General features: G+C 41.5%; 9 protein-coding genes and 1 other annotated feature. Of the genes, 2 read left to right on the top strand and 7 right to left on the bottom strand.

The annotated features are described in order from the left end of the window. Nucleotides 1-107: 107 nt before the first annotated feature. The 5 genes from EKM76_RS12020 to EKM76_RS12000 all read right to left on the bottom strand — a co-directional run bounded on the left by EKM76_RS12020 (nt 108) and on the right by EKM76_RS12000 (nt 4,405). Complete coding sequence (locus tag EKM76_RS12020) at nt 108-923, bottom strand: amidohydrolase (protein WP_125550856.1); 816 nt, start codon at nt 921-923, stop codon at nt 108-110. Between the two features lie 15 nt (nt 924-938). After that, on the bottom strand, nt 939-1,772 hold the full coding sequence (locus EKM76_RS12015; RefSeq protein WP_125550855.1) for a transporter substrate-binding domain-containing protein: 834 nt from the start codon (nt 1,770-1,772) through the stop codon (nt 939-941). Between the two features lie 23 nt (nt 1,773-1,795). Further along, nucleotides 1,796-2,551: an amino acid ABC transporter ATP-binding protein gene (locus EKM76_RS12010; protein ID WP_125550854.1), complete on the bottom strand. Its 756-nt coding sequence runs from the start codon at nt 2,549-2,551 to the stop codon at nt 1,796-1,798. Nucleotides 2,552-2,563: 12 nt separating this feature from the next. Further along, nucleotides 2,564-3,364 carry an amino acid ABC transporter permease gene (locus EKM76_RS12005; RefSeq protein WP_125550853.1) on the bottom strand — a complete coding sequence of 267 codons (801 nt, stop codon included), beginning with the start codon at nt 3,362-3,364 and terminating at the stop codon, nt 2,564-2,566. A gap of 60 nt (nt 3,365-3,424) precedes the next feature. Beyond that, nucleotides 3,425-3,675: a binding site (T-box leader), on the bottom strand. Between the two features lie 70 nt (nt 3,676-3,745). Beyond that, entirely contained in the window at nt 3,746-4,405 is a 660-nt protein-coding gene (locus EKM76_RS12000) for a hypothetical protein (protein WP_225417941.1), read from the bottom strand. Between the two features lie 170 nt (nt 4,406-4,575). Between EKM76_RS12000 and EKM76_RS11995 the strand changes: the two genes are divergently transcribed. After that, a complete protein-coding gene (locus EKM76_RS11995) occupies nt 4,576-6,516 on the top strand; it encodes a M13 family metallopeptidase (RefSeq protein WP_125550851.1) in 1,941 nt (646 codons plus the stop codon). A gap of 174 nt (nt 6,517-6,690) precedes the next feature. Here EKM76_RS11995 and EKM76_RS11990 read toward each other — a convergent pair whose 3' ends face one another. After that, entirely contained in the window at nt 6,691-8,007 is a 1,317-nt protein-coding gene (locus EKM76_RS11990) for a C1 family peptidase (protein ID WP_125550850.1), read from the bottom strand. Between the two features lie 138 nt (nt 8,008-8,145). On the opposite strand from EKM76_RS11990, the gene EKM76_RS11985 reads away from it, so the two are divergent. Then, the gene (locus EKM76_RS11985; RefSeq protein WP_125550849.1) at nt 8,146-8,391 is read left to right on the top strand and encodes a hypothetical protein; all 246 of its coding nucleotides are present in this window, start codon (nt 8,146-8,148) and stop codon (nt 8,389-8,391) included. A gap of 41 nt (nt 8,392-8,432) precedes the next feature. Here EKM76_RS11985 and EKM76_RS11980 read toward each other — a convergent pair. Further along, on the bottom strand, nt 8,433-8,550 hold a 118-nt coding region (locus EKM76_RS11980), incomplete at its 5' end, for an IS3 family transposase (protein WP_164507606.1).

Here is an 8,550-nt window from a genome sequence, read left to right as displayed (position 1 = left end):
AATGGCTAGACATGGTACTCTGGGATTGGGTCATGAAGGCACCTACTCTCTTATTTTCTTGGCGATTATAAGAATAGGTCTTCATGGCCTTTTTGTCTATAGTTGGTCTAGTTCATTGGGTGTTGCACTTCAATTGTAAACTCGGCCTTATTTGCTGTTCGTACCGTTCCCTCAAAAAAGGCTTGTTCCGGTAGCACGTTCCAGGTGTTCCCTGCATTAACGTGGGTGATACTCAAAACACCAGTTGCAAACGGATCTAAATTACGACTAACAATCGTCTGCAACGCTGTGATTTCCGCACCTAACGCTACAATTGGATCCTTACCATTTTGCGGTGCTGAAGCGTGCGTCCCCACGCCTTGTAATGTGACCTTGAATTTATCAATAGCACCACTAGTAATACCCGCTTTGATACCAATTGTCCCGACTTCGTGTTGTGGCGCATTATGAAAACCAAGAATTGCCTGCACATCGGTCAACTGTCCATCATCAATCACCTGCAATGCGCCTTCCTGATCTTCTTCAGATAATTGAAAAATCAAGCGGATACGACCCGGCAAATCAGCTTCTTCCTGCTTCAATAAATAAGCCGCACCAAGCAAAGCTGCAATATGCGTATCATGACCACAAGCGTGCATAATATTGGGTGTTTTTGAACTAAATGGTACGCCGGATTCCTCATTGATCGGCAAGGCATCAATATCTGCACGTAACGCGATCAGTGGCTTGGCTTCAAGTCCAATTTCAGCAAAAACACCTGTTTTTAACTTGGTCGGTAGGATTTTAATACCCCATGCCTGCAAAATCGCCTTGATCTTAGCTGTTGTTTTAAACTCATGATTAGCTAATTCAGGGTATTCATGAAAGTCATGTCGATACTCAATTAACTGCTTTTCTAATTCTGTTTGACTTAGCCCACTCATACAATCTGCCTCCTATTATTCTGATAGAACTTTAGGTGAGAAATCACTGCCCAAATATTTGTTACTAATCTTAGTCAACGTGCCATCTTTTGCTAACTTAACCAATTCCTTATTAACAGCTTGCTGGAACTTCTTATCCTTAGCAGTTTTACCAAAAACAAAATAAGTATATGGATGATCAAAATTATTGCCATCCTTACCACGTTGTAACTTCACGGCCTTAACGTTCTTGATGTTATATTCCTTTTGTTCGGCGTTATACATTGATAGGTCGGTGTAAGCAAAATCATATTTACCAGAACTGACATCTTGCAAGTCATGGTAATCCTTCACGTAAGAGATTTTAATTTTATTGTTTGGATTATCTTTATTGTATTGTTCTAAATTAAGTGAAAAACCAGTACCAACTTGAGCTGGTGTTGTTTTACCTGCTGCCGTATTGAAGCTTTTAATTTTATTGTTTGATTTTTTAACAATGAAAACTGGTTTGTCCTCAAAAATTGGTTCAGAGAACAAATATTTTTCTTTTCGTTCGGCTGTTTTGCCAAAATGGTTGACCCCCACATCAGCCCGTCCAGAATCAATATTCCCTAACAGAGCGTCAAAGTTAGCTAATTTCCACTTCAATTTATATTGAGGTAATTCTTTCACAACTGCCTTTAATACATCAGCGTCATAACCTGTAATTTCACCTGATTTACTTTTAACAGCAAAAGGTGCAACATTGCCATCAGTAATCGCAGTGATCGTCGTTGTTTTAGCGGCATGGGCCACATTATTCGGTACATTAACGACACCTGCAGCAGTAAGGGATAGGGCTAAGAGAACAACTTTTTGTTTTAATTTCATGGGAAAACTCCTCCAATTATTTTTTATTGAGCAATTGTTTGTTGCGTGAAACGACTTAGGAATCGTTGGGTTTGCGTCTCCTGTGGATGACTTAAAACATCCTTTGGCTGCCCTGATTCAACGATTTGTCCATCTTCAAAAAAGATAACCTGCGTCGCCACTTCCTTAACAAATTCTAATTCATGTGAAACTAGGATCACTGTATAGTCAGGGTGTTCCTCTACCACCGATTTTAATGTCGTTAGAACTTCTCCAACTAATTCCGAATCTAAAGCCGACGTTGGTTCATCTAACAAAAGAATTTTTGAATCAGTTGCTAATGACCGAGCAATTGCTACACGCTGCTTCTGACCACCAGATAATTGGCCAGGATAAAAGTTAGCATACTCACTGAGACCAACTTTATCTAATTCTACTAACGCCCGTTCTTTTGCAGCGGTTTTAGCTATTTTTTTAACAGTCACTAAGTTTTCAGCTACATTTTGCCACGCTGTTTTTTGACGAAATAAGTTAAATTGCTGGAAAACCATCGTAGACTCTTGGCGAATTTTAACCGCCTGCTTCTTAGAAATATGCGGTGCCGTAAAATGTGAGTCCCCAATAGTTACTTCACCTTGATCCGGCTGTTCAAGTAAATTCAAGCAGCGCAATAAAGTAGATTTTCCTGAACCAGAAGGCCCAATAATAGCTAAAATTTCGCCAGTATTGACGGTTAAATTAATATCACTAAAAATTTCATGATTACTAAATGTTTTGGCCAAATGTTTAATTTCAATCATAATAACGGCCTCCTATTTAATTTCAGTTTCTAAAACTTGTACCGGCCGCTTAATCGGAGTAACCTCGCTGCTCGCACTAAGCGCATCATTGAGTTTAACCACTTTTTGAACAGTTCGGAATTTATTGATTCGCTTTTCGACTAACCGGATAATAATTTCAGTGATCACGGTTAAGCCCCAATAAATAATGGCCAACGACAGATAAACCTCAAAGTACCGGAAACTACGACCAGCAATAATTTGACCCTCAGCCGTCATTTCAATAACACCAGCCACAAATGCCAATGAAGTGCCTTTAATTAAGCTGATGAATTGATTGCCCAAAGTCGGTAAAGCGACAACTAATGCTTCTGGAATCGTGATACGGCGTAAAATCTGACCGCCCGTCATGCCTAATGATTGGGCGGCTTCAATTTCGCCACGATCAACTGAAAGTAATGCACCGCGAATGTTTTCCGAATTATAAGCTGCCTCGTTGACTGCAAAGGCGACAAAAACAAATATAAAAGCCGGTATATTATTGATATTGTAATTAGTGTGGTTATAGTAATTCCAATATTTCAATGCAATTGGCACCCCATAATAAGATAAATAAAGCTGCACTAATATTGGTGTCCCACGTACAAACGAAACCAATAACGTAAAGAACTGCGTTAAAACAGGAATTTTATTCAGACGAACCAACGCAATAACTAGTGCAAAAGCCAACCCAACGATCATTGACAAGATAACAATTCCTAATGTAATTGGTAAATATTGTAATAATAGCGGTATGTTGGTAAAAATCATTTTAAAATCAATTAACTTAGGCATCCACTGTTCCTCCCTTAATTTTTAGAAACGAAAAAAGCACTTTCGCCCCGTATATTGCTATACAAGGGCGAAAGTGCTTTTCCGCGTTACCACCTTAATTTAAATAATCCTCACGAACTATTTCTCTTCAAGTACACTAAAAAATGAGTATACTCTAACTCGCTATCGGGAGTTCCCGCTACAACTTTGCCTTTGCTCAGCTGTAAGTCAAATCCAAGACCATCTTCATCCACTTACTACTGCCATCTTGCACCAATTGATGACTCTCTAAAAATAGCAAACTGGATTACTCATCTTTTCATTTTGATTTAATATTTATTTAATTGATTCAAATTATAATGAGTCGCTTACTGAATGTCAATAACTTTTTTATTTGGCTGCTCATTCAACCCGCACGAAAATCCCCAATGGATCGACTATGATCTGACTGGTATCCGCCGTTTGATAATACAGATCAGCTTTTTCGCCAGCTAAGTTTAGCATGTTAACTTGCGGTACATTTAACGCGGAATCGATTAATCTAGTTAATTTTACGGTTTTATACGACTTGATATTCTGCTTGTAAATCGCATGACTAGTGGTTTGGTTCATACCTTCAAATTGATATAACAGCGGTGCAGTCGTGAACTGCAATGATTTTTTCTGCGGGTTCACAATGGGTCGTGCGTGGGTTGCGGTATAAATCGTCTTGGCTAGATAATCACCTGATTGCTGCGTGTAGATCGCCATAAAATCCTTAACCGTGTATAAATTAGCAAAGTAACGCAATTGGCCAGTAAAACGATAATATTTTGCGTCACTGGTGCCTGTGCCAATATAGCTGACTACCATGACGTGGCCTTTATGATCATTACTGACCGTTAAAATTGCGAGCTGTTGGTTATGATATTGTAGGTATACCGCAGGAATCTGGTAAGTTTGCTTGCGGTAGTGATAATTTTCAATTTTTCCAGCTAGCGGCGCCTGCTGGGTGGTTACTTGACTAGCCGCATGAATCTGCGTTGGCGCTAGCAGTAATCCCAATAGTGTGGTTAGCCACATTAAACGTTTCAATCGCATGGTCAATTCCTTTACTTTTAAATTTTTCTAGTTTCATTTTAGCATAATTCAAACGGTGGTTCAGAAGTAGGATCGCTAGCAAGCCAACTAATCCTGCGCCAATCCGTAAAAGTTAGTGTATGATAACAGTATCAAGAAGATGGGGTGTGCAAATGAAACAATTAACTTTTGCCGCTGGTACTACCAGCGACGACAATAAAAGTTCGCGTCTACAGGATGATTTTTATGGCGCAATCAACGCCGACTGGCTTAAAACGGCTAAAATTCCTGCTGATCGTCCAGCAACTGGCGGTTTTCAGGATCTAGTCGAAAATATTGAACAAAATTTAATGGCTGATTTTGCTGCTATGCAAGCAGGCAAGCAACAGCCAGATAACCCTATGTTAGGCGAATTTCTTAAATATTATGCTTTAGCAGCTGATTTCAAACAACGCGATCAGCAAGGCGCTGCCCCGCTACAGCCTTATTTAGAACGAATCGCCGCGCTCGATGATTTAGCCGATTGGCAAGCCGGCCTTAAAGATTGGATGCTAGCCGGCCTTCCAGTGCCTTTTGATCTCGACGTTGATGCCGATATGAAAAATGCGAAGATCAATGCCTTATTTGCTGGCCCGCCTAGCTTATTTCTACCAGATAAAACTTACTATGCGCCCGATAATCCTAGCGGCCCACAGTTATTACAAGTTTTCCAACAAATGATGCAACAATTGTTGGAAATGGCTGGCTATGATTCTGCTGCTACCCAATTAATTTTGGAACGCGCCATCGCTTTTGATCAATCATTGGCACCGCACGTTAAAAGCGCCGAGGAATCTGCGGACTATAGTAAAATGTATAATCCGCAAAGCTTCACTGAGTTTACGGCTCACAGTAGCCAAATTGATTTCAGCCGCTTAATTCCTGAATTGATCGGTGCCCAACCAGAAAAAATCATCGTCACGCAACCGAAGTTCTTTGCCGCCTTTGACGAAATCGTTACTGCCGCAAACTTTGATCAACTAAAAAGTTGGTTGATCGTCAACACGGTCCGCAGCATGGCTGGTTACTTAAGTAACGACTTCCGCGAGATCAGTGGCCGTTATGGTCGTGCCCTTTCTGGAAGTAAAGAAGCGATGAAGCCACAAAAAAGTGCCTATTACCTAGCCACTAGCCAATTTAATCAGGTGGTCGGCGATTATTATGGCCACAAATATTTTGGTGCTACTGCTAAAGCTGACGTCCACAAAATGGTGGTCAAAATGATCAGTGTTTATAAAAATCGGCTACAGCAAAATGATTGGCTTTCGGCAAGCACCCGCAAACAGGCCATCGTTAAGCTTGATAATTTAGGCATTCAAGTCGGTTACCCTGATCAGATCAAGCCGTTATTTAAACAATTTAAAGTTAATGCCGCGGTTAGCTTATTGGATAACGCATTGCATTTTGCCCATATCACAATGGTCGACCATTTCAGCAAATGGAATCAGCCGGTGGAACGTAACGAATGGGAAATGAGCGCCAACACCGTTAACGCTTATTATCATCCATTCCGTAATATTATCGTCTTCCCGGCAGCTATTTTGCAAGCACCATTTTACAGCCTGCAACAATCATCCAGCGCTAATTATGGCGGTATCGGCGCGGTGATCGCGCATGAAATTTCTCATGCTTTCGATAATAACGGCGCGTTGTTTGATGAATTCGGTAATTTGCATAATTGGTGGACTGATGAAGATTCTACTCATTTTAAAGCGCTGGCCCAAACGATGATCGCCGAATTTAACGGCATCCCCTTCGCTGGTAGCCAGGTAAATGGTAAATTGACCGTTTCCGAAAATATTGCCGATGCTGGTGGCTTGAGTTGCGCCTTAGAAGCAGCCAAAGGTGAAACTGATGTTGATTTGACAACGTTCTTCACTAATTGGGCCACCATTTGGCGGACTAAAGCGCAGCCGGAATATCAACAATTACTCTTGTCGATCGATGTTCATGCGCCGGCTAAATTACGAGCCAATGTACAAGTTCAAAACTTCGCTGATTTTTACAGTACTTTTGCCGTGCAACCTGGTGATGATATGTATTTAGCACCAGAAAAGCGTGTCAGCATCTGGTAAGTATGTTATAATCACAAATAAGGTGCCAGACCTTACGGACCCTCGAGTCCGTGCGCGACTTTATGTCGCGCCGCGTTCTTTATTGAACGCCAGCAGCCACTACCAACTACTTTGGTGGCTGCTTTTTTTGTTGCACAAAAATAGTGCTGCCAGTTGTCCGGCAACACTATTTAGCTACGCCATCGAATCCCACGGAGTTAATTCAGTTGGCGTACTCGTTAAAATTTGTTGCAGGTCAGCACCAAGAAACTTTTGGTTGATCACCACATGATAAACATAATCGTCAAACCATTGGTCACTCATCACAAAGTAGCCCTGTTCACCGACTTTTTCGCCCCAACTATTTTCAACTTTCCATTTAGTTGGTTGATCCGCCACTAAATCAACACCGGTGAGAGTCATCGCGTGAGAAACAGCGGCTTCACGGTATTGTAGTCGCTCTTTTTTGGTCAACTGAAAATTAGTATCAAATAAGCCATCATAATTAAATAATTGACTATCCAGCAGGCCTTTTTGCCGATCCATTTGTTGTAAGACGTCATTGCCAAACCAAATTGTTTCGCCGGCTTTTAACTGGGCAAGTGTTAATGACTTCATCGTCGCCAAGTCAACATTTAAGAAAGTCACGTGCTGACCACCGATCACGTTATCCTCCATTGGCAACGTGTAAAGCTGATTAAATGGCTTGTCTGGTGAATTAATGATCACCACATAATCGTCTAACTTCTGACTTAAATATTTAGCGGCAAAAGTTTGCGGCGTCAAATCAGCGTCGCGGTGATACTTTTTATCATCATCACGATAACTGAAATCAAACTGCTCAACCGGTGTGCCAAAAGCGTAGGCACACATGCGATAGATCACCGTCAACATTTCCGCTTTAGCCGCTGCCAGCTCGGCCGCCGGAGCGCTCGTGGCAACTAACTGCCGCAACTTGACGGCATCCTTGCGCAAATGTAGCCCTAAGACCCGGCTAAATTCAGTTGTATCCTTACTGGGCTTTGTTTCTGGCATCGCTGACTTAGGGACGAGACCGTATTTTTTGATCAACGCCGCCGCATTATCCCACTGACCACCATCATCATCAGGCATATCCAACAACCAAGCTACGATTCGGCTATCTGCTGGCTGATCCGCCGTCGCAATAATATGCTCATAGAAGGCGTTGGCTTTTTCAAAACGATCCCAAAATGATAGATAATTCTGCGAAAATTCAAAATCTTTCACATTATATTTAACCGCCACTTCATGGCGCAAAGTATTTAACGTAGAAAATAACCAACAACGACCACTATGTTTTTGATTGGTCACTTTACCAGTTGGTACTTCCAGTGAAAATGTGCGCGCCAACTGGGCTTGCCGGGCAGTATCTTCGCTAGCGGCATTAATGCCATTATTCATTACCGCGCGCTGAATCACTTTTGCTTGCGGTTGGGTCTGTAAAGCTTTTTTAAATTCAACCTGTGCAGCAGGTGTAATTTCTCGACTCATATCAATACTCCTTTAAAAAAATATCCGTTATTGCTGACGATGACAAAATCTACTTCTATTTTAGTCCAATCACAAGCGAAAAGCATTGCATTTTAGCGGTAAACTGCTACGCTTTAGATAAAAACTGGGGGAACGCTTATGCCGACACATCCACAAACCTTAGCCGAATTAGTTTCTGGCCAGGTCTACATTGCCATTGCTGATTTTCAAATCGAGCCACAATTTGATACCGCTAAATACAGCGCACGCCAAGGTGATCGCATTGAAATTCGGGGTACTTTTCCCAATGGAACGATGGTCTATAATATCAATTCTGCCGCTGGTTTCTTCGTTCCACGGCGGCGAATCGGTGAATTATTTATCGCTGAAGCTTTACAAGAATAAAAAGGGGCGGTTGAAGTGAACCCCAAATATTGGACGAAACTTTAAGCGACTTTCTGGGTGGTAAGAACACGGTATTTAACCGGGCTCTTACCACCCAGTTTTGTTTTGATTCGTGTGACATTATAATATTGAATCCAGTTCGATACGGCTAAAGTTAAT

Source organism: Loigolactobacillus zhaoyuanensis (assembly GCF_003946385.1).
Taxonomy (GTDB): Bacteria; Bacillota; Bacilli; order Lactobacillales; family Lactobacillaceae; genus Loigolactobacillus; species Loigolactobacillus zhaoyuanensis.
This window is presented reverse-complemented; position numbering and strand designations above follow the sequence as displayed.

Coding starts and splice junctions, on each gene's coding strand:
- EKM76_RS12020 (WP_125550856.1), bottom strand. CDS start 923: ATGAGTGGGCTAAGTCAAACAGAATTAGAAAAGCAGTTAATTGAGTAT.
- EKM76_RS12015 (WP_125550855.1), bottom strand. CDS start 1,772: ATGAAATTAAAACAAAAAGTTGTTCTCTTAGCCCTATCCCTTACTGCT.
- EKM76_RS12010 (WP_125550854.1), bottom strand. CDS start 2,551: ATGATTGAAATTAAACATTTGGCCAAAACATTTAGTAATCATGAAATT.
- EKM76_RS12005 (WP_125550853.1), bottom strand. CDS start 3,364: ATGCCTAAGTTAATTGATTTTAAAATGATTTTTACCAACATACCGCTA.
- EKM76_RS12000 (WP_225417941.1), bottom strand. CDS start 4,405: ATGTGGCTAACCACACTATTGGGATTACTGCTAGCGCCAACGCAGATT.
- EKM76_RS11995 (WP_125550851.1), top strand. CDS start 4,576: ATGAAACAATTAACTTTTGCCGCTGGTACTACCAGCGACGACAATAAA.
- EKM76_RS11990 (WP_125550850.1), bottom strand. CDS start 8,007: ATGAGTCGAGAAATTACACCTGCTGCACAGGTTGAATTTAAAAAAGCT.
- EKM76_RS11985 (WP_125550849.1), top strand. CDS start 8,146: ATGCCGACACATCCACAAACCTTAGCCGAATTAGTTTCTGGCCAGGTC.